General features: G+C 71.5%; 26 protein-coding genes. 13 read left to right on the forward strand and 13 right to left on the reverse strand.

Annotation, left to right across the window (positions count from 1 at the left end; all coding sequences use genetic code 11):
• The first annotated feature begins 113 nt into the window (after positions 1-113).
• Complete coding sequence (locus OG738_RS06710) at positions 114-1,847, forward strand: serine/threonine-protein kinase (protein WP_442875932.1); 1,734 nt, start codon at positions 114-116, stop codon at positions 1,845-1,847.
• On the opposite strand, the gene OG738_RS06715 is transcribed toward OG738_RS06710, so the two are convergent.
• The gene (locus OG738_RS06715; protein ID WP_329052127.1) at positions 1,844-2,476 is read right to left on the reverse strand and encodes a MerR family transcriptional regulator; all 633 of its coding nucleotides are present in this window, start codon (positions 2,474-2,476) and stop codon (positions 1,844-1,846) included. The two genes, OG738_RS06710 and OG738_RS06715, sit on opposite strands and share 4 nt — an antisense overlap.
• Positions 2,477-2,590: 114 nt before the next feature.
• On the opposite strand from OG738_RS06715, the gene OG738_RS06720 reads away from it, so the two are divergent.
• From OG738_RS06720 to OG738_RS06730, 3 genes are read left to right on the forward strand one after another with little or no spacing between them, the layout of a single operon-like run.
• On the forward strand, positions 2,591-3,532 hold the full coding sequence (locus OG738_RS06720; RefSeq protein ID WP_329052129.1) for a hypothetical protein: 942 nt from the start codon (positions 2,591-2,593) through the stop codon (positions 3,530-3,532).
• Positions 3,529-3,948 carry an ABA4-like family protein gene (locus tag OG738_RS06725; protein ID WP_329052131.1) on the forward strand — a complete coding sequence of 140 codons (420 nt, stop codon included), beginning with the start codon at positions 3,529-3,531 and terminating at the stop codon, positions 3,946-3,948. Before OG738_RS06720 ends, OG738_RS06725 begins: the two co-directional genes overlap by 4 nt.
• Complete coding sequence (locus OG738_RS06730; RefSeq protein ID WP_329052133.1) at positions 3,945-4,724, forward strand: purine-nucleoside phosphorylase; 780 nt, start codon at positions 3,945-3,947, stop codon at positions 4,722-4,724. The genes OG738_RS06725 and OG738_RS06730 overlap by 4 nt, the downstream gene beginning before the upstream one ends.
• 76 nt (positions 4,725-4,800) lie before the next feature.
• On the opposite strand, the gene OG738_RS06735 is transcribed toward OG738_RS06730, so the two are convergent.
• Positions 4,801-5,961, reverse strand: coding sequence for a glycosyltransferase (locus tag OG738_RS06735; RefSeq protein WP_329052135.1), 1,161 nt, complete (start codon positions 5,959-5,961; stop codon positions 4,801-4,803).
• A gap of 30 nt (positions 5,962-5,991) precedes the next feature.
• On the opposite strand from OG738_RS06735, the gene OG738_RS06740 reads away from it, so the two are divergent.
• The 8 genes from OG738_RS06740 (at position 5,992) to hisS (ending at position 13,371) form a co-directional block, all read left to right on the forward strand.
• Entirely contained in the window at positions 5,992-7,626 is a 1,635-nt protein-coding gene (locus tag OG738_RS06740; RefSeq protein WP_329052137.1) for a phospho-sugar mutase, read from the forward strand.
• Positions 7,626-8,078, forward strand: coding sequence for a flavodoxin family protein (locus OG738_RS06745; RefSeq protein WP_329052138.1), 453 nt, complete (start codon positions 7,626-7,628; stop codon positions 8,076-8,078). The genes OG738_RS06740 and OG738_RS06745 overlap by 1 nt, the downstream gene beginning before the upstream one ends.
• Positions 8,079-8,399: 321 nt before the next feature.
• The gene (locus OG738_RS06750; RefSeq protein WP_329052140.1) at positions 8,400-8,804 is read left to right on the forward strand and encodes an XRE family transcriptional regulator; all 405 of its coding nucleotides are present in this window, start codon (positions 8,400-8,402) and stop codon (positions 8,802-8,804) included.
• A complete protein-coding gene (locus tag OG738_RS06755; RefSeq protein WP_329052141.1) occupies positions 8,801-9,322 on the forward strand; it encodes a hypothetical protein in 522 nt (173 codons plus the stop codon). The genes OG738_RS06750 and OG738_RS06755 overlap by 4 nt, the downstream gene beginning before the upstream one ends.
• Positions 9,319-10,440 (forward strand): MAB_1171c family putative transporter, encoded by a 1,122-nt coding sequence (locus tag OG738_RS06760; protein WP_329052143.1) that lies wholly within the window; start codon positions 9,319-9,321, stop codon positions 10,438-10,440. Before OG738_RS06755 ends, OG738_RS06760 begins: the two co-directional genes overlap by 4 nt.
• 1 nt (position 10,441) lies before the next feature.
• Positions 10,442-11,605: an amidohydrolase family protein gene (locus OG738_RS06765; RefSeq protein WP_329052145.1), complete on the forward strand. Its 1,164-nt coding sequence runs from the start codon at positions 10,442-10,444 to the stop codon at positions 11,603-11,605.
• Between the two features lie 119 nt (positions 11,606-11,724).
• On the forward strand, positions 11,725-12,057 hold the full coding sequence (locus OG738_RS06770; RefSeq protein ID WP_329056592.1) for a hypothetical protein: 333 nt from the start codon (positions 11,725-11,727) through the stop codon (positions 12,055-12,057).
• A 24-nt stretch (positions 12,058-12,081) separates the two neighbouring features.
• Positions 12,082-13,371 carry a histidine--tRNA ligase gene (gene hisS, locus OG738_RS06775; RefSeq protein ID WP_329052147.1) on the forward strand — a complete coding sequence of 430 codons (1,290 nt, stop codon included), beginning with the start codon at positions 12,082-12,084 and terminating at the stop codon, positions 13,369-13,371.
• Between the two features lie 132 nt (positions 13,372-13,503).
• Here the strand turns inward: hisS and OG738_RS06780 are convergent, their stop codons facing one another.
• From OG738_RS06780 to OG738_RS06815, 8 genes are all read right to left on the reverse strand, one after another.
• Positions 13,504-14,694 (reverse strand): sensor histidine kinase, encoded by a 1,191-nt coding sequence (locus tag OG738_RS06780; protein ID WP_329052149.1) that lies wholly within the window; start codon positions 14,692-14,694, stop codon positions 13,504-13,506.
• A complete protein-coding gene (locus tag OG738_RS06785) occupies positions 14,691-15,338 on the reverse strand; it encodes a response regulator transcription factor (protein ID WP_329052150.1) in 648 nt (215 codons plus the stop codon). The genes OG738_RS06780 and OG738_RS06785 overlap by 4 nt, the downstream gene beginning before the upstream one ends.
• Positions 15,339-15,402: 64 nt before the next feature.
• Positions 15,403-16,683, reverse strand: a complete 1,281-nt coding sequence (locus tag OG738_RS06790; protein WP_329052152.1) for a cation:proton antiporter — start codon at positions 16,681-16,683, stop codon at positions 15,403-15,405.
• The gene (locus OG738_RS06795) at positions 16,680-17,945 is read right to left on the reverse strand and encodes a cytochrome P450 (RefSeq protein ID WP_329052154.1); all 1,266 of its coding nucleotides are present in this window, start codon (positions 17,943-17,945) and stop codon (positions 16,680-16,682) included. The genes OG738_RS06790 and OG738_RS06795 overlap by 4 nt, the downstream gene beginning before the upstream one ends.
• Positions 17,942-19,012 (reverse strand): alpha-hydroxy acid oxidase, encoded by a 1,071-nt coding sequence (locus OG738_RS06800; protein WP_329052156.1) that lies wholly within the window; start codon positions 19,010-19,012, stop codon positions 17,942-17,944. Before OG738_RS06800 ends, OG738_RS06795 begins: the two co-directional genes overlap by 4 nt.
• Positions 19,012-20,544, reverse strand: coding sequence for an NAD(P)-binding domain-containing protein (locus OG738_RS06805; RefSeq protein ID WP_329052157.1), 1,533 nt, complete (start codon positions 20,542-20,544; stop codon positions 19,012-19,014). Before OG738_RS06805 ends, OG738_RS06800 begins: the two co-directional genes overlap by 1 nt.
• 83 nt (positions 20,545-20,627) lie before the next feature.
• Positions 20,628-21,551, reverse strand: a complete 924-nt coding sequence (locus OG738_RS06810; protein WP_329056593.1) for an aldo/keto reductase — start codon at positions 21,549-21,551, stop codon at positions 20,628-20,630.
• A gap of 50 nt (positions 21,552-21,601) precedes the next feature.
• Positions 21,602-22,003, reverse strand: a complete 402-nt coding sequence (locus OG738_RS06815) for a MerR family transcriptional regulator (RefSeq protein WP_329052159.1) — start codon at positions 22,001-22,003, stop codon at positions 21,602-21,604.
• Between the two features lie 84 nt (positions 22,004-22,087).
• Between OG738_RS06815 and OG738_RS06820 the strand changes: the two genes are divergently transcribed.
• Positions 22,088-22,705 carry a TetR/AcrR family transcriptional regulator gene (locus OG738_RS06820; RefSeq protein ID WP_329052160.1) on the forward strand — a complete coding sequence of 206 codons (618 nt, stop codon included), beginning with the start codon at positions 22,088-22,090 and terminating at the stop codon, positions 22,703-22,705.
• 4 nt (positions 22,706-22,709) lie between these two features.
• Here the strand turns inward: OG738_RS06820 and OG738_RS06825 are convergent, their stop codons facing one another.
• From OG738_RS06825 to OG738_RS06835, 3 genes are read right to left on the reverse strand one after another with little or no spacing between them, the layout of a single operon-like run.
• On the reverse strand, positions 22,710-23,624 hold the full coding sequence (locus OG738_RS06825) for a pentapeptide repeat-containing protein (RefSeq protein WP_329052162.1): 915 nt from the start codon (positions 23,622-23,624) through the stop codon (positions 22,710-22,712).
• A gap of 33 nt (positions 23,625-23,657) precedes the next feature.
• Positions 23,658-24,281, reverse strand: a complete 624-nt coding sequence (gene upp / locus OG738_RS06830; RefSeq protein ID WP_329052163.1) for a uracil phosphoribosyltransferase — start codon at positions 24,279-24,281, stop codon at positions 23,658-23,660.
• A gap of 5 nt (positions 24,282-24,286) precedes the next feature.
• Entirely contained in the window at positions 24,287-24,481 is a 195-nt protein-coding gene (locus OG738_RS06835; RefSeq protein WP_329052165.1) for a hypothetical protein, read from the reverse strand.
• Positions 24,482-24,575 lie beyond the last annotated feature (94 nt).

Consider the following 24,575-nt stretch of genomic DNA (forward strand, 5'->3'; position numbering starts at 1 on the left):
GGTAGAGGCACGGGCCGCGCCCGACCTGTGACTCTAGTCGCGCCCCTAGGCAGTCAGGGGTCGGCCGGGTACGACACAATCAGGGGGTGCCCCCCTCCAGCGAAGAGACACGACTGGTCGCCGGTCGCTACCGGCTGCGTTCGGTGCTCGGCTCCGGGTCGATGGGCACCGTCTGGTCGGCCTACGACGAGTTCCTGCACCGCCAGGTGGCCGTCAAGGAGATGAAGGTACCGCCGGGCATCCCGGCGTCGCAGGCGGACGAGCTGCGGGAGCGGACGCTGCGCGAGGCCCGCGCGATCGCCGTCCTGTCTCACCCGAACGTGATCATCCTGCACGACGTGGCCCGCGAGGACGACCAGCCGTTCGTGGTCATGGAGCTGCTGCCCTCGCGCAGCCTGGCGCACATCCTGCGCGACCACGGGCCGCTGACCGTCGAGCAGGCCGCCGCCGTCGGCATCGCCGTCGCCTCCGCGCTGGAGGCCGCGCACGCCGCCGGGATCACCCACCGCGACGTCAAGCCGGGCAACGTCCTGGTCGCCAGCGACGGCCGGATCAAGCTGACCGACTTCGGCATCGCCCGCAACGTCTCCGAGGCGACCATGACCCGCACCGGGATCATGCTCGGCTCCCCCGCCTACATCGCGCCGGAGGTCGCCTCCGGCGGCGCGGTCGTCCCGGCCGCCGACCTCTGGGGCCTCGGCGCGACGCTGTTCGCCGCGGTGGAGGGCGCCCCGCCGTACGACGCCGACGGCGACCCGCTGGAAACCGTCGGCAAGGTCGTCAACGGCAAGGTGCCCAAGCCGAAGGCCGGGCCGCTCGCCGATGTCATCACGGCGTTGATGAAGAAGGAGCCCGGCGACCGGATCACCCTGCGCGAGGTGCGGCACCGGCTCTACCCGCTGCAGACGAAGACGCCGCTCGACCTGTTCGGGCCGGACCTGTTCCGCACCCCGGACGGCAAGAAGACGTCCGCGCAGCCGGACGCGACCGACACCCAGGTGATCAAGACCGTCCTGCCCGAGAAGGCGGGGAAGAAGTCCGGGGAGTCGAGCAGCGAGCTCGCCACCGACCCGGGCCCGCTGCCGTTCCTGCGGCCGCCCACCCCGGCGCCGTCGCGTTCTCCTTCGCCGGAGCCGGCGACGGTGTTCGTGCCACCGCCGCCGCGGCCGTCCGGACGGCGCAGCGCGCGGGCAGGCGCCGTGCTCGTCGCCGTCGCGGTCCTGCTCTTCCTCCTGGCGGCGGGCGGCGGGTTCGCGCTGGCCAGGACGGTGGGCGGGCAGTCGCTGCTGCCGCCGGCCGCGGAGCCGGTGGCCAGGTCGAACGGGACCACCCAGGTGCCGCCGCCAACGCTGGTGCACCAGACCGGCAACGGCAGCTACGTGACCGGCGACGGCGGGCAGTACGACCTCGACGTGCCCGAGGGCTGGCAGAAGTTCACCGCCCCGCACAACACCAAGTTCGGGGTGAGCCTGGCCGTCCAGTACGTCTCGCCGGACGGGCGCCGGTCCCTGCGCCTGGAGCGGCTGGCGAAGTACTTCGGCCAGGCCGACAGCTTCGACGACTACATCGCCTGGCTGCGGCAGTCCTACCCGAGCAGCGTGCTCGTGATCTACCCGGCCACGACGGCGCCGGACCGCCAGAGCGCGACGCTGACCTACCGCCTGGCCGAGGGCGGCACGCTCCCCCAGAGCGACGGCGGCGGGGGCACCCGTGTCACGTTCGTGAAGCTGGTCCGGGCCGGCGCGAGCCTGTGGGTCCTGTCGGTCACCGTGCCCGCCGAGCAGGAGAGCGCGGGCCAGCAGGACGTCTTCGACCGCGTCGAGACCACGCTGCGGGTCACCGACTAGGGGGCCCGGTCCAGCACCTCGCGGGACACGTGCTCCTGCGCGAGGTGGCGCAGGCCGGTGAAGATCCGGTCGCCCAGCACGGTCGCGACCAGGCCCGCTTCGATGATCTTGTCGAACGACGTCAGTCCCGTCACGACCTCGACGTCCAGCTCCGCGACGCGCATCGCCAGCGCGAAGTACTCGTTCAGGCGCTCGGCGAGCTTTTCGTGCCCGAGCTCCTTCGCCGTGGCCAGCGCGGCAATCAGGTTGCCGACCGTGCGGTTGTCCGGGTCGTGCCACTTCCAGCCGTGGCGTTCGGCGAGGTCGCGCAGGAGACCGGTCGCCCACGCGGCGGCCTCCTCGGCCACCTGCGGCGGCGCGCCGGCCAGCTCCTGCTGGACCACGCCCATCGTTTCGTGCGGGGTCGCGTCGCCGTCGATCGCCGCGAGCACCGCGCCGACCGAGGCCAGCGGCAGGCCGCCGACCTCGGTCAGCGCCTTGATCAGCCGGAGCCGCTGGACGTGGGCCGCGGAATAGCGGGCCTGGTTGGGGCTCGTGCGCTCACCGGGCGGGAGCAGGCCTTCGCGCAGGTAGTACTTGACGGTCGCGACCGGCACGCCCGACCCGGCGCTCAGTTCGGCCATCCGCATGCGCATCTGCTCCGATCCCAGGGTCGGGTTCCGGGTCAACCCTGAAGACTTCTCAGTATGGATAGCTTAACTTCCCATAACGGAGAGCTTGACTATCCATTCTGGGAGGGAACCATGACCATCCTCGCCGATGTCCGGAGCAGAACGCGCGAGTGGCACCGCCCGTCCGCGCTCGCCGCCGCCACCCTGGGGGTGGTCGCGGTCCTGTGCGTCGCCGCGCTGCTGCTCGACCGGCGGACGCTCGCCGGCGCGCCGATCTGGGCCAAGCCGTTCAAGTTCGCCGTGTCCGGCGCGCTCTACTTCGCCACCTGGAGCTGGCTCGTTTCGCTGCTGCCGCGGTTCCGCCGCACGGCGGGCTGGCTGACGAACTTCCTGGTGCTGATCTTCGCCGCCGAGTACGTCCTGCTCGTGTTCCAGGCCGTCCGCGGCCGCGCGAGCCACTTCAACAACGCGACTCCGCTGGACGCCGGCATCTACAGCGTCATGGCCAAGATGATCATGGCGCTGTGGGTCGCGACGTTCGCGCTGACCGTGCTGGTGATGTTCACGAAGGTCGCGGACCGCGCGAGCTTCTGGGCCGTGCGCGCCGGCGCCGTCCTGTCGCTGGTGGGGATCTCGCTGGGCATCCTGATGACGAGCCCGACCGCGCAGCAGCTCGCGCAGTGGCAGACCGGCGGCAAGCCGGACATGATCGGCGCGCACACCGTCGGGCTCGCCGACGGCGGCCCCGGCCTGCCGATCCTCGGCTGGAGCACGGTCGCGGGCGACCTGCGGATCCCGCACTTCGTCGGGATGCACGCGCTGCAGGCACTGCCGCTGCTGGCCCTCGCGCTGGCGGCGCTGGCCCCGCGCTTCGCCCGGCTGCGTGACGACGTCGTCCGCGCGCGGCTCGTCCTGGTCGGCGCGGCCGGGTACGCGGGGCTGATCGCGCTGGTCACCTGGCAGGCGCTGCGGGCGCAGTCGATCGTGCACCCGGACGCGCTGACGCTGGGCGCGTTCGCCGTGCTCGTGGCCGGGGCCGGGCTGGGCTCGTGGGCCGCGGTGCGTGCCCGATGACGCTCTTCAGCCTGGCCTTCCCGCTCGCGGCGCCGTTCTGGGCGTTGCTGATCCTGGCGCCGAAGTGGCGGTGGACGTCGCGGATCATGGCGTCGCCGTGGGTGCCGCTGCTGCCGCTGGCCTGCTACTTCGCGCTCGAGCTGCCGCACTTCGGCGAGTGGGGCCGGGCGATGCTCTCGCCGGACCTGGCCGTGCTGCGGACGCTGCTGGCGACGCCGTGGGGCGCCGGGCTCGTCTGGGCGCACCTCATCGCGTTCGACCTGTTCATCGCGCGGTGGATGTACTTCGAGGCGCGGGCGCGGGAGATCTCGCCGTGGATCGTGAGCCCGATCCTGGTGCTGACGATCTTCCTGTCGCCGTTCGGGCTGGTGGTGTTCCTGGTGGTCCGGGCGGTCCGGATACGCTCCCTCGCATGAGTGAACACGAAGCCGCGAGCGCCATCGCCAAGCGCACCGGCGTGGACGCGCACGACATCGCGGTGGTCCTGGGGTCGGGCTGGCGCCCGGCGGCGGACGTCATCGGGGAGTGCGAGACGGAGATCCCGTTCGCCGAGCTGCCCGGCTTCACCACGCCCGGTGCGGTAGGCCACGGCGGCACCATCCGCTCGCTGCAGGTCGGCGACAAGAACGTCCTGGTGCTACTGGGGCGGACGCACTTCTACGAGGGCAAGGGCATCGACCCGGTGGTGCACAACGTGCGCACCGCCGCCGCGGCCGGCGTCCGGTCGGTGCTGCTGACGAACGCGGCGGGCGGGCTGCGCGAGGGTTTCCACGTCGGTCAGCCGGTGCTGATCTCCGATCACCTCAACCTGACGGCGCGCTCGCCGATCGTCGGCGCGAACTTCGTCGACCTGACCGACCTGTACTCGCCGCGGCTGCGCGGGATCGCCCGCGAGATCGACCCGTCGCTGGAGGAGGGCGTCTACGCGGGTCTGACCGGGCCGCACTTCGAGACGCCGGCCGAAATCCACATGCTGCGCACGCTGGGCGCGGACCTGGTCGGCATGTCGACGGTCCTGGAAGCCATCGCCGCCCGCGCGGCGGGCGTCGAGGTCTTCGGCCTGTCGCTGGTGACGAACCTGGCCGCCGGGATGACCGGCGAGCCGCTGAACCACCAGGAAGTCCTGGAAGCGGGCCGCGCGGCAGCCACGGAGATGGGCTCCCTGCTGCGGGAGCTGGTCACCCGCGCCTGACGAGTTCCGGCTTGGATCACGCGAGTTCCGGTTCGAATCACGTGCGTGCGTGATTCAAGCCGGAACTCGCGTGATTTCAGGCGAAAGCAGGGAGCTGGGCGGCGACGTCGGCCGGGGACGGCATGGCCGCCACTTCCGCCGCCAGGACCCGGGTCGCGTCGGCGACCGCGGTGTCCGTGAGCAGACGACGGGCTTGCGAAGCGACGGCGTCGGCAGTGACGTCGGCGGCCAGCAGGCGATCGCCCACGCCGGCCGCGACGACCGCGTCCGCGTTGCTGAACTGGTCCGCGCCCTGCGGCAGGAGCAGCTGCGGGAGGCCCGCGCCGAACGCGCCGAGCGTCGTGCCACTGCCGCCGTGGTGCACCACCAGGTCGACGTGCGGGAGCAGCGCCGCCTGCGGGACCCACGACTCGAGCCGGACGTTCGACGGGACCTCGCCGAGCGCCGCCGGGTCGACCGTCGGACCGGTGGCGACCAGGACGTCGACGTCCAAACCGGACAGACCCGCGATCGCCGCGCCCAGCACGCCCGCGTGGCCCATCGCCGTGCCGAGCGTCAGGTAGACCAGCGACCGCGACCGCTCCAGCACGCCGGACGGCAGCTCGCCCGGCTCGCTCCAGCCGACCGGCCGCAGCGGGACGCGCGTCGTGCGCGCCAGGAAACCGGGGTCCTGCACCGACTCCGGGCAGATGTCGACGAACGGGCCGCCGAACGCCAGGTCCGCACCGACCGTGATCCCCAGCGAAGACGCGTGCTCGCGGATCGCGTCGCGGATCTTCGTCACCATCGGGTCGTCGCTCGACACCCGGCCGAACCCGTGGGCCACCACGGGGAGCCCGGCCTTCAGCGCGGCGAACGCGCCGCCGGAGTTGCCGGCCTCGCTCACCACCAGGTCCGGCCGGAAGTGCTCGAACAGCGGCAGCAGGTCGGTGACGAACCGCTTCGGCATCAGCTCGCCGAAGACCTTCGCGACGATCGGCTCCAGCACCTCGCGCGGGATGTCGCCGGGTGGGCGGCGCGGGCCGGGCGGCCCCGACTCGGCGAACGCCTGGCCGAACGCGTCCTTGATGGCGAGCCCGGCGGCCGCCGTCTCCAGGCCGGCTTTCGTCAGCTGTGGCAGAAAGTCTTCGGATGTGGCGAAGACGACGTCGTGCCCGGCGTCGCGCGCGGCGACGGCCAGCGGGACGAGCGGGAACGTGTGACCGAAGGACCCCAGTGAGGTGAAGAGCAAGCGCACTCACCCGACCCTAGCCCGTAGGCTGGCGCGGTGACAGTGAATTCCACCCTGCGTGACGCCGCGTTCCGCTGGATCGCCGACGACCCCGACGACGACGCGCGGGCCGAGCTGCAGGACGTCCTCGCCCGCGCGATGGGCGGCGACGCCGGCGCCGCCGACGAACTGGCCGACCGGATGGCCGGGCCGCTGGAGTTCGGCACCGCCGGCCTGCGCGGTCCGGTGCGCGCCGGGCCGAACGGGATGAACGTCGCCGTCGTCACCCGCACCACGGCCGGGGTCGCGGAGTGGCTGAAGGCACATGGGCACGCGGACGCGCTGGTCGTCGTCGGCCGCGACGCGCGGCACGGCTCGGAAGCCTTCGCGACCGCGGCCGCCGAGGTGCTGGCCGCGGCCGGCTTCGCCGTCAAGGTCTTCCCGAAGCCGCTGCCGACGCCGGTGCTCGCGTTCGCCGTCGGACGGCTCGGCGCGGTGGCCGGGATCCAGATCACCGCGTCGCACAACCCCCCGGCGGACAACGGGTACAAGCTCTACGACGCGACCGGCGGCCAGATCGTGCCGCCGTCCGACGGCGAGATCGAGCGGGCCATCCAGGCCGCGCCCGCCGCGGTGAGCGTGCCGCGATCGCCCGGCGCCGAGGTCGTCGACCTGCTGGACCGCTACCTCGACGAGATCGCGACGCTGCCGATGGGCGCCGAGCGAGCGGTGCGCGTGGCCGCGACGGCGTTGCACGGCGTCGGCGCCGACACGCTGCACGCGGCGTTCGAGCGGGCCGGGTTCACCGACCTGCACCTGGTGGGCGACCAGGCCGCGCCGGACCCGGACTTCCCGACGGTGTCGTTCCCGAACCCGGAGGAGCCGGGCGCGACGGACCTGCTGCTGGCGCTGGCGTCCGATGTGGACGCCGACCTGGCGATCGCGCTCGACCCGGACGCCGACCGGTGCGCCCTGGGCGTGCGGGACCGCGACGGGAACTGGCGGATGCTGCGCGGCGACGAGACCGGCGCGCTGCTCGGCTCGTACGTCCTGTCCACAGTGGACCGCACGGTCCTGCCGGACCCGCTGGTCGCGACGACGATCGTCTCGTCGTCGATGCTCGGCGAGATCGCGAAGGCCGAGGGCGCCCGCTACGCCGAGACGCTGACCGGGTTCAAGTGGCTGGTCCGCGCGGGCGAAGGGCTCGTGTTCGCCTACGAAGAAGCGCTCGGCCTGTGCGTGAACCCGGGCTTCGTCCGGGACAAGGACGGCATCGCCGCCGCGACGCTCGCCGCCGGCTACACCGCGCGGCTCAAGGCCGACGGGCGCACGCCGCTGGACGTGCTCGACGAGCTGGCGCAGCGCCACGGCGTCCACCTCACCGACCAGGTTTCGCTGCGGGTCACCGACCTCGCCGTCCGCGGGCAGCTGATGGCGAAGGTGCGCGAGACGCCGCCGGCCGAGCTGGGCGGGATCGCCGTCACGCTCGAAGACCTGCTGCCGGCCGCCGACGTCCTGCGCCTGACCGGCGAAGGCGTGCGTGTCGTGGTGCGGCCGTCCGGCACCGAACCGAAGCTGAAGGCGTACCTGCAGGTCGTGGCGCCGGTGACGGGTTCGCTCGGCGAAGCGCGCGAGGCCGCGAACGCGCGGCTGACGGCGTTGCGGGAGAACGTCGAGGAGCTGCTGGCCTGATGCCGCGGCTGCTGATCGTGCACCACACGCCGTCGCCGTCGACGCAGGCGCTGTTCGAGGCGGTGCTGGCCGGCGCGACGCACCCGGACATCGAGGGCGTGGAGGTGGTCCGCCGGGCCGCGCTGGCGGCCACCGCTCCCGACGTCCTCGAAGCCGACGGCTACCTGCTGGGCACGCCGGCGAACCTGGGCAGCATGAGCGGGGCGCTGAAGCACTTCTTCGACACCGTCTACTACCCGTGCCTGGACGCGACGCGCGGCCGCCCGTTCGGGTACTGGATCCACGGGAACAGCGACACGTCCGGCACCGAGCGCCAGCTGCTCGCGATCACGACCGGTCTGGCCTGGGAAAAGGCGGCGGCGCCGGTGATCGTCACGGGCGAACCGGACAAGCGGGCCCTGGACGCGTGCACCGAGCTGGGCGGCACGCTGGCCGCGACGCTGATGTCCTGAACGCCCCGGGAAAACGATGTCCCGAAAAGTAAGGGGCCTGTCACCGGAAGCCCTGGGGGTCGACCTCCGGCAACAGGCCTAGGCCAAGGGATCGCCACGAGAGCGTTCGACCTTGGCAGCTGAAGCGTACTACAGACGGTGCGATCATGACGAGTCGGCGAGCACGACAGCCTCTCGTCTTGCGGTTCCGTACACCCCCAGGGTACGGAGAGCAAGACGAGAGGCGCGCCAACTGTAAACCACTGCATACGATAGCTGTCAACATGTGCGTACAGTGGTTCCCCGGCTAGAATTTTCACGGTGGAAACCTAGGGGGCGGGCATGACACGGGAACGCACTTTCGCGGAACGCCTGAGCGCCCTGATCGAGGCGGCTCGGGTGGACGGCCGCGCGCCGCACAGCTACCGGGAGATCTCGGCCGCCGTCGAGCGGGCCGGCGGGCCGGCGATGTCGCCCGCCTACCTCCAGCAGCTCGCCACGGGCAAGCGCGTCAACCCGAAGATCCACTACGTCGAGGCACTGGCGAAGCTGTTCGGCGTGCCCGTCACGTACTTCTTCGACGAAGAGGCCGCCGCTGCCCCGGCGGGGGAAGCGCAGCTGATGGCGATGCGGGCGCAGGAGCTCTCGCCGCAGGGCCGCCGTCAGGTGATGGACCTGCTCGAGCTGGTCGAGCGCTACGAACGGGCCGAACGCGAGGGGCGGAACCCCGAGGACGCCGCGCGATGAAGGAACGCGAGCTGCGCCGCCGGTGCCGCAAGCTGCTGAAGCAGCTCGACATCGGGCCGCCGCTGGACGTCGAGGTGCTGTGCGCACGGCTGGGTGACCAGCGGGGGAAGCCGATCCGGCTGATGCCCTACCCGCTGGAGGTGCCCGGGCCGTTCGGCTGCTGGATCGCCACGTCTTCGGCGGATTACATCTTCTACCAGGCCGAAACCACGAAATCCCACCAGGACCACATCATCCTGCACGAGCTCGGTCACATGCTGGCCGACCACCACCCGCACGGCGACGCCGAGCCGGCCGACTTCCTGCGCGGGCCCGCTCCGGATCTTGACCCGGATGCCGTACACCGCGCACTGCGGCGGACGTCCTACGATGACGCGCACGAGTGGGAAGCCGAGACCGTCGCGACCATCATCCTCGAGTGGGCGTCGGTCCTGAACTACACGATCCCGCGGCGCGCTGCGGACCGGGATCTCCGCCGGATCCAGGGGGCGCTCGGCGATCACCAAGGGTGGTTGTGAGCACGCTGTTCAGCCCTGTGAACCTGATCGCGATGGTGCTGTTCGCCGCTGCCCTGGCGTGGCGGATCTACCAGGTGCAGCGCGCGCCGACGGTGCCGAACTGGGCCGTCACGGCGTGCGTCGCCGGGTTCGCCGCGGCGTTCCTGCTGCAACAGGCGGCGGTGTCCGACGAGATCGACGCGGTCCTCGGCCGCGGCGCGGCGCGCGTCGCCAACAACGCGCTGCTGGCGTGCGGCGTCTGCGCGCTGGTGATCTTCTTCCTCGGCTCGGCGCTGGGACCGCGGCGCTACCGCCGGGTGGTGGTGGAACTGGTGCCGCTGGCCGCGGCGATCGCGCTGATGGTCGTCACGACGGCCTTGACGCCGGCGGAGCTGCGCGGGCAGGCGCTCGGGCCGTCGACCATCCACGACTCCGGGATCGCGGCGTTCTACCTCGGCGCCGGGCTGTACCTGATCTACGGGCTGGTCGCCTGCGCGGCGTGGATCGTGCGCTACCTGCGGGTGGCCGACCGGCACCTGCGGATCGGCCTGCGGCTGAGCGCGCTCGGCATGGCCTGCGCGGCCGTCGGCAGCATCTTCCGCGCGCTGTACATCGTCGTGGCGTGGGCGTTCGGGCCGGTCGTCAAGGTCCTGCTGCTCCTCGGCGTGCCCTTCGTGATCATCGGCGGGATGCTGTTCCTGCTGGGCGTCACCTACCCCGGCGTGCGGGCGCGCGTGTCGGCGTTGCGGCGGCGGCGCCAGCACCGCCGCGAGCACCACGCATTGGGTCCCTTGTGGACGGTCCTGGTCCAGGCGTTCCCCAGCATCGTGCTGCGGACACCGCCACGCCGTCGTGGCGAACGCCTGTCCCCGCGCAGCATCCACCGCGTGCACTACCGCCGGGTGATCGAGATCCGGGACGGCCTCGTGCAGCTCTCGCCGTACCTGGCCGCGGACTTCGGCGAGATCGTCGCGACCGACCCGCGCGCCGCAGCGGCCGCGTTGAAGGCGGCACTGGCGCGGCACGCGGCGGGCGAGGAGAGCGACGGCCACGCCAAGCAGGTCCTGCCGGCGCCGGCGGACGACATCGAATCGGACGTGCGGCCGCTGCTGGCGCTGTCGGCCGCGATGGAGGCGTGACGTGGACACGGTGATCACGGCCGGCCGGGTGCTGCCGCGCCCCTCGGCGCCGGTACCCGACGGTGCGGTGCTGGTGCGTGACGGCCTGATCGTGGCGGCCGGCCCGCGCGCGGAGGTCCTGCCGCTGGCCGCGCCGGACGCTGCCCGGCACGACTTCCCGACGGGGACCGCGCTGGCCGGGCTGTTCAACGTCCACGTCCACCTGGCTTTCGACGCCTCTCGAGAGATGCTGGCGCACTTCTCGGCCGGCTCTCTGCTGGAAGGCGCGCGTTCGCGGCTGTCGTCGATGCTGCGCAGCGGCGTGACGACGGTGCGGGACCTCGGCGACCGCGGGCACCTCGGCGCGGAGGTCCGCCGTTCGTTCGACGGGTCGGTCGCACCGCGGCTGCTCGTGTCGGGGCCGCCGATCACGGTGCCGGACGGGCACTGCCACTTCTTCGGCGGCGCGGTGTCGTCCGACGCCGAGATCCGCGCCCTGATCGACGAGAACGCGGCGGCGGGCGCGGACGTGATCAAGGTGATGGCCAGCGGCGGCCAGATCACCGAGGGTGGCGCGGACATGTGGGAATCCCAGTTCTCCGCGGAGCAGCTTTCGGTGGTGGTTTCGCACGCGGCGTCGCACGGGTTGCCGGTGGCGGCGCACGCGCACGGCGCGGACGCGATCGAGGCGGCGGTTTCGGCCGGGGTGTCGACGGTCGAGCACTGCAGCTTCCTGACCGGGCCGCGTACTTTCGACCGGCGCTCCGCGGTGGCTTCGCGGATGGCTTCGGCGGGGATTTCGGCGTGCTCGACGAGCAGCCGCAACTGGCGGGTGATCGTCGAGAAGCTGGGCGACGAAGCGGCCCAGGCGATGTACGGGCGGCTGCCGTGGCTGGAGGAGCACGGCGTCCGGCTGCTGTCGGGGACGGACGCGGGGTTGCCGGGCTCGGTGTTCGACGACCCGGTGGGCGCGCTGGAGCTGTACGAGTGGCTGGGGTTCTCGCGGCGCCGGATCTTGGAGATCGCCACGTGCGATTCCGCGGCGGGACTGGGTCTCGCCGACGTCACCGGACGGCTCGAACGCGGGCTGGCCGCGGATGTCCTCGTCGTCGAGGGTGACCCGCTGGCGTCGCTCTCCGCGTTGCGTAACCCCCTTTTGGTGCTGGCTCAGGGCCGCGCCGCCTAGTTTCCCGATCGGGAACGCCTGGTTTGGTGACACCGTTTTAAAACAGTGTTATTGTTGTTCCACGCCACCCCCAGAAGGATTCCCGATGCGTGATCGCCCTGGTCTCGCTGCCCACCGTCATGTACGGCGGCTACGCCCTCATGGGCGTCCTGCGCGACCGGAAACTCACCGAACACCAGCGTGCCATGTTCCGCGCCGGCCATGCGCACGCCGGCGTCCTGCTCGTCCTCGCCCTGGTCGCGCTGCAGATCGTCAGCCGGACGACCTTGCCGGACACGACCCGGTGGATCACGTGCTTCCTGCTGCTCTTCGGGATCCTCGCCCAGTCCGGCGGCTTCTTCCTGCACCTGCTCCCGAACCAGGGCAAGGTCGGCGGGCGCGTGACGTCCGCCGGTGCCGTGCTCCTCGCCGCTGCCACGCTGCTCACGGCCTATGGGGTCGCCTTCGCCTGAGCCCCGGTCGTTAAGCTGGGTGACGTGCCTGAATACCTGCCGACCGCGCCCTACAAGGGGACCCGGGACTTCCTGCCCGCCGAAATGTCCGTCCGCACGCAGGTGTTCGGTCATCTCTACGACGTCCTCGAGCGCCGCGGCTTCCTCCGCTACGACGGGCCGATCCTCGAGTCCGCCGAGATCTACGAGCGGAAATCGGGCCAGGAGCTCGCCGACAAGCAGCTGTACACCCTCACCGACAAGGGCGGGCGGCGGCTGGCGCTGCGCCCGGAGATGACGCCGTCGGTCGCGCGGATGATCGCCGGGAGCGCCAAGTCGCTGTCGTTCCCCGTCCGCTGGTACAGCCACCCGAACTGCCACCGGTACGAGGCGCCGCAGCGCGGCCGCGTCCGCGAGCACTGGCAGATCAACGCCGACATCTTCGGCTCGGACTCCGCCAACTGCGAGATCGAGATCTTCGAGCTCGTGCACGACATGATGGCCGCGCTCGGCGCGACGCCGGACATGTTCGTGCTGCGGGTCAACGACCGGAACCTGCTGACGTCGGCGCTCACCGACGTCGCCGGGGTCTCCGAAGACCACCTCTCCCAGGTGTTCGCGCTGGTCGACCGCTGGGAGAAGTACCCGCGCGAGAAGCTGGCCGAGAGCGCCGGCGAGATCGGGCTCTCCGACAAGCAGTTCGAGAAGCTGGCCGAGACGCTCGACATGGGCGAGGCGCTGCTCGACGAGCTGCCCGTCGAGGTGCGCGAGCAGTCGAACCTGGTGCGCGTCCTGAACAGCAGCGCGGGCAGCCTGGTGAAGTACGAGCCGATCATCGTGCGCGGGCTGGCGTACTACACGTCGACCGTGTTCGAGGTCTTCGACACCTCGCCGGAGAACCGCCGCGCCCTTTTCGGCGGCGGCCGCTACAGCGACCTCGCGTCGATGTTCACGCCGCAGCAGATCCCGGGCATCGGGTTCGGCATGGGTGACGTCACGCTGATCGACTTCCTCGACACGCACGGCCTGACCCCGGCCCCGCGCAGCGAGGTCGACGTCATGGTGATCCCGGTGACCGAGGACCTCTCGGACGCGGCGCGCTCGGTCGCGGCGTCGCTGCGCGCCGCGGGGCTCCGGACGTCGACCCCGATCGAGCACCGCAAGCTGGGCAAGGAGCTGACGCGCGCGGACAAGGCGGGCGCGGCCGCGGTGGTGATCGTCGGCCAGGACGACTGGGCGGCCGGCAACGTGACGGTCCGCAGCCTCGCCACGCGCGAGCAGAACCCGGTCGCGATCGCCGACGCCCCCGCCGCGGTCCAGGCCCTGCTGGCCTGACACCGATCTCGCGTGCTCGAAGACGGGACTCGCGTGATTGGAGCCGTAACTCGCGTGATCAGGCCCGTAACTCGCGAGTTCCGGCTTCAATCACGCGAGATCCGGGTTCTGTCACGCGAGTTCCGGCTTTGATCACGCGGGGTCGGCCCGGCGCAGGCGGAGGGTGAACGTTGCGCCCGCGCCGGGGCGGCCGGCCGCCGCGATCGTGCCGCCGTGGCCTGTCACCACCTCGCGGACCAGGGCCAAGCCCAGGCCGAACCGGCGGCCGTCGCCGTCGGAGCCGCGGGCGAAGCGCTCGAAGATGCGGTCCGCGTCGGCCGCCGGGAAGCCGACGCCCGTGTCGCGGATGCGCAGCTCCACGTGCCTTTCGTCCGGCACGCCCAGCCACACCTCGATCGAGCCGCCCGGCGGGGTGTGACCCAGTGCGTTGTCCAGCAACGCCGAAAGCACGCGCCGCAACGCCGTCGGGACGCCCTGGACGACGTATGGCCGCCGCTCCCGGGACACCGCGAGCCGGACCTGGCTCTCGCCCGCGCGCACCGTTTCCGCCGCGACGGCCTCTTCGGCGAGCACGCCCAGCTCCACCGCTTCGAACTCCGGCCGGTCGCACGCCCGCGCCGACAGCAGCAGGTCTTCGACGACTTCGCCGAGCTCCCGCGTGCCGCGCACCAGCTGGTCGAGGTCGTCCGCGTCGCGGCCGGACGCGCGCCGGGCCAGCAGCTGTGCCCGCGTGTGCAGCCGGGTCAGCGGGGCGCGCAGCTCGTGGGAGGCGTCCGCGACGAACGTCCGCTGCCGCCGCAGCGCGTCGGCCAGGGGCCGGATCGCCCGGCAGGCCAGCACGCGGCCGCACAGCACGGCCGCCAGCAGCGCGAGCACCTCGGCGACCAGCAGCCCGAACACCAGCGACGAGCGATCCTGGATCTGGTACCGCTCCTCGAAGAACGCCTCCGAGACGGCGCCGCCCCGGTTCTCGACCCGGATCGTGTACGTCATGCCGCCGAGCGAGCGCCGTTCCGTGTGGACGTCGCCGGGTGCCGGCACCGTGGCGGCCAGCGCCGCGATCGGCATCCCGGCCGGCGTCGGCCCGGCGGGCGCGTGCAACGCCGGCGTGAACAGCCAGACGCAGCCGGGCGGGGTCGCGGCCGGGCCGAGCTGGATCGTCCGGGCGAGCGTCCGGTCGGCGTCGGCGTGCTGACCGGACAACAGCATCCCGTAGGCGATCGCGCCGGCGACGGCGACCAGCAGCGACACCACGACGGCGATCTGCGCGGTGATCGCCCACCGCGCCCGCCGCAGCGCCGGCTCCTCCGGGTCGGGTCTCATACCGCGCCGAGCTGGTAGCCGAGGCCGTGCACGGTCCGGACGACGTCGCGGCCGAGCTTGCGCCGCAGGTAGTACACGTAAGTGTCCACAATGGACTCGCCGGTCGAGTCGGCGAAGACGTTCGTGCGCAGCGACGCCCGCGGGTGGATCGCCTTCGGCCGCTGCGCCAGCGTCCGCAGCAGCTCGAACTCCCGCCCGGACAGCGTGATCCGCTCGCCGCGCGGCAGCACGACCTCGTGCCGCCGCAGGTCGAGGGCGGCCGCGCCGAGCGGGAGGCACTCCGCGCCCTCGAGGTCACGGCGGCCGAGCGCGCGCAGCCGGGCCAGCAGCTCCTCGGCTTCGAACGGCTTGACGAGGTAGTCGTCGGCGCCGGCGTCGAGCCCGCCGACGCGGTCGGCCAGTTCACCCAGCGCCGAGAGCACCAGGACGCGCGTGGTCACCGCGCGCGCCCGCAGGCGGGCGAGCAGCTCGAGGCCGTCCAGCACCGGGAGGCGGCGGTCGATGATCATCACGTCGTACCGCCCGGTGAGCCCGAGGTGCAGGCCGCGCTGGCCGTCGTGCGCCGCGTCGGTTTCGTAGCCTTCGTCCGCGAGCAGCTCGGCGAGCATGCCCGCCAGTTCGCGGTCGTCCTCGACCAGCAGCACTCTCGGTTTCGTTGCCCCATCGTGCACGAATCCATACTGGCAGTGATTTTCCGAAATTGAACTATCAACTTTTCCCAATAGCCGGGACCGGTTCGGCCATCAGGAGCACCTCGGTGCTCCCCTTGCGGGTATCGCGCCGGTCGAGCCAGCTGAGTACCGGCGCCGTCATGACGGTCGTGACCAAAGCGACCAGTACCAGCACCGTGAACAACGCCGGCGAGACGATCCCCGCGGCGAGCCCGACGTTGAGCGCGATCAGCTGCATCAGCCCGCGGGCGTTGATGAGCGCGCCGACGCGCAACGCGACCGGCTGCGACTCCCCCACCAGCCGCGCCGCGCCCCAGCAGGCACCGAGCTTGCCGACGATCGCGACGACCACGCAGAGCACGGCGAACAGCAGCAGCTTCGGGTCGGCGAGCAGCGCGAACCGGGTGTTCAGGCCGGAGTAGGTGAAGAACAGCGGGAGGAACACGATCCGCCCGATCGGCATGATCTTCGCGAGCACGGCGTCCGCTGCGGGCACGCGGGGGAACACGATGCCGACGCAGAAGGCGCCGAACACCGCGTACAGCCCGACGACGTCGGTGAACCAAGCGGCCGCGAACAGCGTCAACGCCGTGATCAGCATCTTCTGGTCGGCGGAGATCCGTTCGCTGCCCATCGCCTTCGCGAGCACCCGGCGTCCGACGAGCACCAGCAGCAACGCGAACAGCAGGCCGCCGCCCACAGCCAGCGCGACCGGCCCGGCCGAGCCTGCGTGCATGCCCAGCACGACGGCCAGCAGGACCCACGCCAGGACGTCGTCGAGGGCGCCGCAGGCCAGCGCGAGCGAGCCGAACCGGGTGCCGCCGAGACCGCGTTCGGTGATGATCCGCGCCAGCATCGGGAACGCGGTGATGGCCAGCGCGACCCCGACGAACGCCGCCGACGTCGTGAGCGAGACGCCGTCCTTGGCGATGCCGGCCCAGCTCGTGCCGAACACGGCGACGCCGACACCGAGCACGAGCGGCACCACCGTGCCCGCGACCGAGATCGCGCCGACCGACTTCGCCGAGCCGCGGATGCTGCGGAGGCTGAACTCGTAGCCCGCGCCGAACATGTAGATGACCAGGCCGATCTGGCCGCCGACGTAGAGCAGCGGGCGGAGGCCGTCCGGGAACAGCGCCGCCTGCGCGCCCGGGAGGACCAGCCCCAGCAGCGACGGGCCGAGCAGCACCCCGGCGATCATCTCGCCGACCACCGGCGGCTGACCCAGCCGCACCGCGACCATGCAGACGAGCCGGCACACCACGAGGATGACCGCGACAGCGAGGAAGAAGATCGGCGCCGCTTCGGACGGGCTCATGCGTTTCCTCCGGCGAAGTAGGTCGAGCAGAGGGCTTGCTGGCGAGCGTCGAGGACCATGTACGTGCCGAAGACGAGCTGGGCGAAGCTGCGCCAGACGTCTTCCCAGCGGTCGCGGACCGCGAGCCACACCAAGGGCAAGCGCCTTCGGCGTGCGCCGCGGGGCGTGAGCAGCGCCGGGCCGCGGTTGGGGATCGAGCGCGTGTGCCCGGCCGTGGAAGCGAGGCTGAAGCGGCGCAGGACCTCGCGCGTCACGACGCGCATGGTCGGCGGGGCCAGGCCGCGGGCCGGGCAGGCGCGGTTCTGCGCGACGCCGAACGGGATGAAGTCGTCCTTTTCGGACTGTGTGGCGTAGCCCGGGTAGCTGAAGCACAGCACCGTCCCCGCCGGGATCGTCAGGTGCTCCAGCTCGATGTCCGCGGTGGAGATCCGGTGCGCGATGCCGAAGAGCGGGTACTCGCGCAGGCCGTCGTCGATGACCTGGTCCAGGTAGGCGTCGTCGTCCGGCTGCTCGACGAGCCGGTTCTGCACCTCCGGACGCTGGGCGATGATCATCAGCAGGTGGGCCATCGCCTCGGACATCTGGACCACGGCGGTGTTGAAGAACGTGCCCTGCAGGTAGTAGGCCTGCTCTTCCGGCGTCAGGGACTGCGGCAGCGGGTGCGGGACGTCGGCGAGGCGCCGCCGCAGGTACTTCGTCAGCCTGGCCCGGCGGCGCATGTTGCGCGGCCGCACGCACTTCAGTGCCGAAACGACGTCGTCGGCGTGTCCGACGATGAGGGCGCGCGCCTCGGGCGGACAGGGCTCCTCGAACACCAGCTCGTAGTACAGCTCGGCCCAGATCGGCATCATCTCGTCGCGGAACCGGACGAGCCCCGGACGCACGCCGTCCAGCACGCGCGCGGCCACGCGCCGCGCCAGCTCCTCGGAGTCCTTTTTGGACCGGACCAGGATGTGGCGGGTGCACTTGGCGACCTCGTCGTAACGCGGCCCGGCTTCGAGGTGCTCCTGGTGCACCTGCGGCCCGGGCGCGAGCCAGTACCAGAACAGGTCGGACAGCGCGGCGCCGCGGCTGCGGCCGTTCGCCGCCGGGTCGGCGTAGACGCGCCGGAAGTCCCGGGCGCCGACCTGCTCCCCCGGGATGGTCACCGTGTCCTGGCCGTTGACCAGCGAAAAGATCTTCATCCGCAACGCGACGACCCGGCTGGGCAGCCACGCCGGCGCGGTCGCTACCGCGGCGGCGGCGAGCGCTTTCCCGATCATCGCCGCACCTGGTCCGGAGTCAGCTCCGCCGGCCGCCGGCCGCCGCACATGGCCAGCGCCTGGTCGAAGTCGTCGCGCAGCAGCTCCAGGACCTGCGTGACGCCTTCGCGGCCACCCGCGGCGAGTCCCCACACGACCGGGCGCCCGACGCCGACCGCGTCCGCGCCGAGCGCGATTGCCTTGACGACGTCGGTGCCGCGGCGGATCCCGCCGTCGAGCAGCACCGGGATCGCCCCGCCGACCGCCGCCGCGATCTCGGGGAGCACGTCAATCGTCGCGGGCACGGTGTCGAGCTGGCGGCCGCCGTGGTTGGACACGACGATCCCGGCGACGCCGTGGTGCACCGCGAGCCGCGCGTCCTCGGGGTGCAGCACGCCCTTGATCAGCACCGGGAGCTTCGTCTTGCCCCGCAGCCACGCGATGTGGTCCCAGCTCAGCTCGGCCGACATGACGATGTCGCGAACATGACTGGCGTTGCCGCCGCTCCGGTTCTCCCCGATGTTGCGGAGGTTCTCCACGACCAGCCCCGACGGCAGGTCGTGGAAGCCGTTGCGGTCGTCGCGCTCGCGGCGGCCGAGCACCGGCGAGTCCACGGTCACGACGAACGCCTTCACACCGGCGTTTTCGGCGCGCCGGACGATCGCCTCGGTGAACTCCAGGTCCGGCTGCAGGTAGAGCTGGAACCACAGACCGGGATCGGGCGTCACCTCGCGGGCCGCCGCGGCGATGTCCTCGATCGCCGTGGTCGCGGCCATGCTGACGATCATGATCGTGCCCGCCCTCGCCGCCGCGCGGGCCGTGGCCAGCTCGCCGTCGGCGTGGGCCAGCCGGTGGAACGCCGTGGGCGCGACCAGGATCGGCATCGACGACGGCGTCCCGAGCAGCGTCAGGCTCAGGTCGCGCTTGTCGCTGCCGCGCAGGACCCGCGGGAGCAGCCGCAGCTTCTGGAACGCCGATTCGTTCTCCGCCACGGTGATCTCGTCCTGCGCGCCGCCGGCGAAGTAGTCGTAGTGCACCGGGTCGAGGCGCTGCCGGGCCGCCGCCTCGAACTCCGCGACCGTGCGCATCACAGCTCCCGCGTGAAGAACGCGGTCAGCGGCTCGACGTGCACCTCTTTGTCCCACTCGTTTTCGAGGTTCTCGGTCACGTGGTGGGTCGCGACCAGCTCGCCACGGCGGTAGTGCCGGACGATCGGGTGCAGGTAGTGGCCTTCGCCGCGGTCGTTCGCCCGGTCCTGGGCGGCGCGCGCGACGAAGTCGAACGGGTCGATCTTGTCGTGGTCGGGGCCGTAGTCGAGGGTGACGACGTAGGCGTCGTCCGGCGGGTTCGCGAGCACCCGGTCGACCGGCACCTCTTCGAGGTAGCGGGCCGTGTCGCCGTCCACGACGAGGACGTCGCCGAGGAAGCCGAACTGCTGGTACAGCGCGGAAGTCCGGTTGATCCGGGTGATCACGGCGTCGGTCAGGTCGTCCGGCTTGGCGGCCAGCTCGACGCTGGGCCACGGCGTGTCGTGGTGGCGCTCGTTCAGGACCTTGGCCAGCGCGCGGACGCCGTAGCGGAAGCCGTGGATGAACGCGCTGGTGGATTTCTTGAAGTCGCGGACCTGCGTGATCGTGCCGGCGAAGTAGAGGCCGGGCACGTTGACCGACTCCCAGTCCGGCGTCTGCGCGGGGAAGCGGTCGTCGATCGTGAGCTGGGGACGGCAGTCCTCGTCGAACAGCGACGCGTCGAACCTGAAGCCGGTGCAGCCGATGACGCGGTCGTAGCGGATCTCCTTGATGACCTCGTCGGCGCGGGCGAAGGCGAACTTGACGTGGTAGCCGTCGGCGTCCTTGCGGATCTCGCGGACGTCGCCGTCGAGGATCGCGTGCTGGAGCTTCAGCTGGTACATGTCGAGGATGCCCGCGTTGTAGGCGCGGAGGTGGCCGACGAAGTGGGTGCGCCAGGCGAGCTTCACCGGCCGCGGGCCGCCGACGTGCACGACGGCGGCGGTCTCGATGAGGTTGTCCGCGGTCTCGAAGGCGGAATTTCCCTTGCCCAACACGAGAACGCGCTGGTCGGTGAACTCGGCCGGATCCACTGAGACGTCCACGTACTGGTCGATCAGCTCGACGCCGGGGAACTGCGGGATGAACGGCTTCGTGACGCCGGAGGCCATGATCAGCCGTCTTGCCCGGAACTCGGTGTCACCCGCGGTGAGGACGAAGTCCTGCTGCTCGCGGCGGATGCGCGTCACCCGGGTGTCGTAGCGGACGTCAACCTGGTGCTTCTGGACGTAGTCGGCGAGGTAGCGAAGGAGGTCCTCGGCGTCCGGGAAGAGTTTCGCGCTGTAGTCGGTGAAGACGACCGGATCGTCGTCGCCGTCGGCGAGGATCGAGTTCCAGTCCATCCGCATGCGCAGCTCCGGGTCCGCGTACCCGGTGTGCTTCTTGTTGATGGAGATGAGGGTCCGGTGCCGCGGGAAGGTCTCGAAGAAGTGGCCGGGCGCGGAACCGGCCTCCAGCACCAGGTACCGGTGCCCGGCGCGGCCGAGGTGCTGCCCCAGCTGCACCCCCGCGGGCCCGGCCCCGACGACCAGGTAATCGAGCACTTCCTCCACAGCGACCTCCTGAGGCTCGGCACCGACCTTGATCGGCGCCGAGCCTGCTCCGGAGATCTCAGAAAAGGCTCAGAAGGAGTTGCTTACCTGCCGGCCGCGCGGGCCAGGCGTTCGGGGTAGCGCTCCCCCGCGATGGCGTCCGCCGGGGCGGCCGCTTCGATGGCCGCCAGGTCGTCCGCCGTCAGCTGCAGCGAAGCCGCCGCCACGTTCTCCTCGAGGTACTTGCGGCGCTTCGTGCCCGGGATCGGGACGACGTCCTCACCCTGCGCCTGCACCCACGCGAGCGCCAGCTGCCCCGCCGTGACGCCCTTCGCCTCGGCCAGCTCGCGCAGTGCGTCGACGATCGCCATGTTGCGCTCGAAGTTGTCCTCGGCGAACCTCGGCAGGCCGCGGCGCATGTCGTCCTCGGGCAGGTCCGCGACCGACTTCACCGTGCCCGTCAGGAAACCGCGGCCCAGCGGCGAGAACGGCACCACGCCGATGCCGAGCTCCCGGCACGTGTCCAGGATTTCGCCTTCGATGCCGCGGGTCCACAGCGACCATTCGCTCTGCAGCGCCGTCACCGGGTGCACCGCGTGCGCGGCGCGGATCGTCGCCGCGCTCGCCTCGGAAATCCCGGCGTACCGGATCTTCCCGGCTTCCACCAGCTCACCGAGCGCGCCCCAGGTCTCCTCGATCGGCGTGTCCGGGTCGACGCGGTGCTGGTAGTACAGGTCGATGTGGTCGACGCCGAGCCGGCGCAGCGACTCGTCACAGCTCTGCTTCACGTAGGAAGCGTCGCCGCGGGCGCCCATCGCACCGTCGGTCCACACGATGCCGAACTTCGTCGCGAGCACGACCTCGTCGCGGCGGCCGGCGATCGCGCGGCCGACGAGCTCCTCGTTGACGCCGCCGCCGTAGACGTTCGCGGTGTCGAGCAGCGTGACGCCGAGGTCGAGGGCCCGGTGGATCGTCGCGATCGACTCGTCGTCGTTGTCGCGGACGCCGTAGGCCTGGCTCATCCCCATGCAGCCGAGCCCCTGAGCGCTGACCTCCAGACCGCCGAGCTTCCTGGTCTTCACGCGGAAATCTCCTCCATGCCGGGTTCGATGCCGAGCACCTTCTGCTCGACCCGTTCGTAGTTCTCGATCTTGTAGTCCAGGACGTCGAGGCAGCCCTGCAGCTCGGCGATCCGTTCGGCGACCGACCGCCGCTGCTCCACCAGCAGGGCCTTGCGGCGGCCCGCGCTCGCGACGCCGTGACGACGCAGCGACGCGTACTCGCGCATGCTCTTGATGGGCATCCCCGTGGTCCGCAGCTTGGTCAGGAACCCGAGCCAGTTGAGGTCGTCGTCGGAGTACGCCCGGCGGCCCGCGGTGTCCCGCGCGGGCGGGTCGAGCAGTTTGATGCGCTCGTAGTACCGGAGAGTGTCGATCGACAGTCCGCTACGTCGCGCGGCTTCCGCTATCGAGTAGCTCATGAGCTCGACACTACGACCTGGAGTGCACTCCAGGTCAACTCTTCGGTCTGGCTAAACATAACACTGTTGCACTACGCTGAGTAGATGGCTCGACCACGCACGCACGACGAAGCGCTCCGGCTGAAGCTCCTCGACCGCGCCGGAGAGCTCATCGCCGCCGACGGGCCGAAGGCACTCTCCCTGCGGAAGCTGGCCGCCGACGCCGGGACGTCGACCACCGCCGTGTACTCCCTCTTCGGCAGCAAGCCCGATCTGGTGAACGCCCTCTACACCGAAGGCTTCCGCCGCTTCGGCGCCCGCATGGCCGGCACCGTGCTGACCGGCGACCCGGTCGGCGACCTCGTCGCGCTCGGCAGCGCATACCGCGCGAGCGCGCTGGCCGACCCGAACCTCTACGGGATCATGTTCACCAGGTCGGTGCCCGGGTTCGAGCCCAACGAAGACGCCGAAAAGCTGGCGAGGAAGACGCTGGAGCCCCTGGAGGCGGTCATCCGCCGCGCCATCGCCGACGGCGTCTTCCTCGACGTCCCGCCGGAGACGGTCGCGGTCGGCTGCTGGGCCTTCGTGCACGGGCTCGTCTCCCTCGAGCTGACCGGCAACCTGCCGGAGGAGTTCGACGTCACGGGCTCGTACGAGACGGCCCTGCGCGCGAACGCCTCCGGCTGGCTGCGGCCTCAGAGCGGCCACAACGACCCGTCGTAGCCGACTACTTGGTCCCGTCCTGAGGGAACCGCGCGTCGGCCAGGTCGAGTTCCGCGTGCTCGCCGCCGTCGAAGTCCGCGCCCCCTTCGAAATGCGTGTGGGCACACTGGAAGAGGCCACCCGAGCGGATCCGGGTGAAGCGGACGTCGCGGGCGAAGTGCGCCCAGGAGAAGAACGCGCCCTCCTCGAAGACCGACCGGTCGAAGTTCGCGATGTCGGTGAACTGCGTGCCGTAGAACCCGGCCCGGCGGGTGAAGGTCGTGCCGCGGATGTGGACCGCGCCGACGAAGCGGGCCCGGCTGAAGTCCGCGGCGGCCAGGGTGCAGCCGCTCAACCGGAAGTCGACCAGCACCGCCCGTTGCAGATCGACCGACATCCCCGGCCAGTAGCCCGGTTCGTCGTGGCTCAGGTGCGTCTTGAGCAGCTCCTGCGCGGCCAGCCGGACCAGCAGCTCGGGATCCGTCTGGTCGCCGAGTTCCGCGCCGGTCCGGCCGCGCAGGCCCGTTTCCGGTGCCTCGAACGGCATCCGCAGGTACGCGCACAGCACGTTCACGATCGTCTGGCGCTGCTTCGGGTTGTCCTGCCCGAGCCGTTCCAGGGCGTAGAACCCACCGAGCCGCACCGGCGCCTTGTCGCTGCCGAGCTGCTCGACGGCCTTCGTGTACAGCTCGGTGACGCGGCGCTCTTCGAGGTCCCGCTCGGTCACGCCCGCGACGCGGGTCGTCTCGGCGAGCTGCAGCTCCATCGTGCGCTGGCGGCGTGTCGCCAGCCACAGCGCGAAGACGCCACCCGCGCCGGCGCCGACGCCGAACGCCGTCTTGACCGCGTCGATGCGCACGGGCGCGTCCGGTTCCCCGGACCAGGCCAGGAACAGCCAGAGCAGGCCGCCGGTGACGACCGCGACCGCGACGGCGGTCACGGCGATCCACCGCCACTTCAGGACCGGCAAGGCTTAGACGGCGCCGTACTGGCGGTCACCGGCGTCGCCGAGGCCCGGGACGATGAAGCCCGAGTCGTTGAGGCGCTCGTCGATGCTCGCGGTGACGACGCGGACCGGCAGGCCGGTCTTCTCCAGGTGCGCCAGGCCTTCCGGCGCGGCCAGGGCGCAGATGGCCGTGACGTCGTCGGCGCCGCGGTCGGTGAGCAGCCGGATCGTGTACTCCATCGAGCCGCCGGTGGCGAGCATCGGGTCGAGCACCAGCACCGGCCGTGCGGTCAGCGACTCCGGCAGCGATTCGAGGTACGGCGTCGGCTTCAGCGTCTCCTCGTCGCGCGCGAGGCCGACGAAGCCCATCTGCGCGTCCGGGATCAGCTTGTGCGCCTGGTCGGCCATGCCCAGCCCGGCGCGCAGCACCGGGACCAGCAGCGGCGGGCTGGCCAGCTTGTAGCCCTCGGTGCGCGCGACCGGCGTGTGGATCCGCTCGGTCTTCACCGGCACGTCGCGGGTGGCTTCGTAGACCAGCATGACGGTCAGCTCGTGCAGCGCGGCCCGGAACGCGGCGCTGTCGGTACGCGCGTCGCGCATCGTGGAGAGCCGGGCCTTCGCGAGGGGGTGGTCGACGACGTGCACATCCATGCGGGTCAACTTAGCCGGTGGAGCTGTTCGGCGTCCCGCCCCAGTTCGTAGTGGTTGACGGCCTCGAAGAAGTGCCCGACGACCGGGGCCAGCTTCTCGCCCGGCCACTCGGGCACGCCGAGGGCGTACTCGCCGGGCTCGATCGCGACGGTCAGCTTCCAGTTCGCGTACGCTCCGCTGAGCGTCCAGGTCTGGCGCATGCGCTTCCTCCTCCTGAGCATGCCCAACCCTGGTTTCTTGCCACGGCGGCACGCAACCAACCGAGTGGGTGAGCGACCTTCCTTGCCCCGGTGG

The sequence above is a fragment of the Amycolatopsis sp. NBC_01488 genome, assembly GCF_036227105.1.
Classification (GTDB): domain Bacteria; phylum Actinomycetota; class Actinomycetes; order Mycobacteriales; family Pseudonocardiaceae; genus Amycolatopsis.